Here is a 1,248-nt window from a genome sequence, read left to right as displayed (position 1 = left end):
TCCTCGTCGCCACACCGGGCCGTCTGCTCGACCTGCAACAGCAAGGCATGCTCGACCTGTCGCACGTGGAAATCCTCGTGCTTGACGAAGCCGACCGCATGCTGGACATGGGCTTCTTCGACGACATCGTGAAGGTGGCGCGCCAGTGCCCCAAGGAACGCCAGACGCTGCTGTTCTCGGCCACATATCCCGAAGGCATCGCCAAGCTCGCGCAGCAGTTCATGAAGAACCCCGAGCAGATGACAGTGCAGGCGCAGCATGAAGGCAGCAAGATCCGCCAGCGCTGGTACCAGGTGCAAGACAGCGAGCGGCTGCACACCGTGAGCCTGCTGCTCGACCATTTCCGCCCCGTCAGCACGCTGGCCTTCTGCAACACCAAGCAGCAGTGCCGCGACCTCGTCGAAGTGCTGCAGGCCCAGGGCTTCAGCGCGCTGGCGCTGTTCGGCGAGCTGGAGCAGCGCGAGCGCGACCAGGTGCTGGTGCAGTTTTCCAACCGCAGCTGCTCGGTGCTGGTGGCAACCGACGTGGCGGCGCGCGGGCTCGACATTGCGCAGCTCGAAGCGGTGATCAACGTCGACGTGACGCCTGATTCGGAAATTCACATCCACCGCATCGGCCGCACCGGCCGCGTGGGCCAGTCGGGCGACGCCGAAGGCTTGGCGCTGAACCTCGCCAGCATGAACGAGATGGGCAGCGTCGGAAAGATCGAGCAGCTGCAGGGCCGCGAGTCCGAATGGCACGAACTGGCCGAGCTCACGCCGGGCAAGGGCGCACCGCTGCAGCCGCCGATGGCCACGCTGCAGATCGTGGGCGGGCGCAAGGAAAAGATCCGCGCCGGCGACGTGCTGGGCGCGCTCACGGGCGATTGCGGCTACGCGAAAGACCAGGTCGGCAAGATCAACGTCAACGAGTTCTCGACCTATGTGGCGGTCGACCGCGCCATCGCCGAAGAGGCGGCGCGCAAGCTGTCCAGCGGCCGCGTGAAGGGCAAGTCGGTCAAGGTGCGGCTGCTGACGCTGCAGGACCTGTAGCAGCCACTGCAGGCTGCGGCGTGGCGAGCGCCGAAGTCGGCGCCACCGGTGCATCGAGCACCGGAGCCGGCGCCGCATCGGGCGCCTCCTGCCGTGCCAGCTTCGCGGCCAGCCGGAATGCCACCACCACCGCCAGCAAGCCGAAGATCGACGAGACCACGGCCTGCCCGATCAGCACGCCGGCCGCGCCGTAGTGCGAGCCCCACCAGGGGGACGG

General features: G+C 67.5%; 1 protein-coding gene and 1 pseudogene. One reads left to right on the top strand and one right to left on the bottom strand.

Annotated elements, in window-relative coordinates; translation table 11 throughout:
- Window positions 1-1,031, top strand: a 1,031-nt coding sequence (locus ACSFA3_RS24145) for a helicase-related protein (protein WP_435507919.1), incomplete at its 5' end; no start/stop codon positions are given.
- Here the strand turns inward: ACSFA3_RS24145 and ACSFA3_RS24140 are convergent.
- Window positions 997-1,248 (bottom strand): annotated as a pseudogene (locus tag ACSFA3_RS24140) (MATE family efflux transporter); the annotation flags it as partial. The gene ACSFA3_RS24145 and the pseudogene ACSFA3_RS24140 overlap by 35 nt on opposite strands.

The organism is Variovorax glucosi (assembly GCF_051216695.1).
Classification (GTDB): Bacteria; Pseudomonadota; Gammaproteobacteria; order Burkholderiales; family Burkholderiaceae_C; genus Variovorax.
Note: the sequence above shows the minus strand (reverse complement) of the source record. Positions and strands in the feature narration are given on the sequence as shown.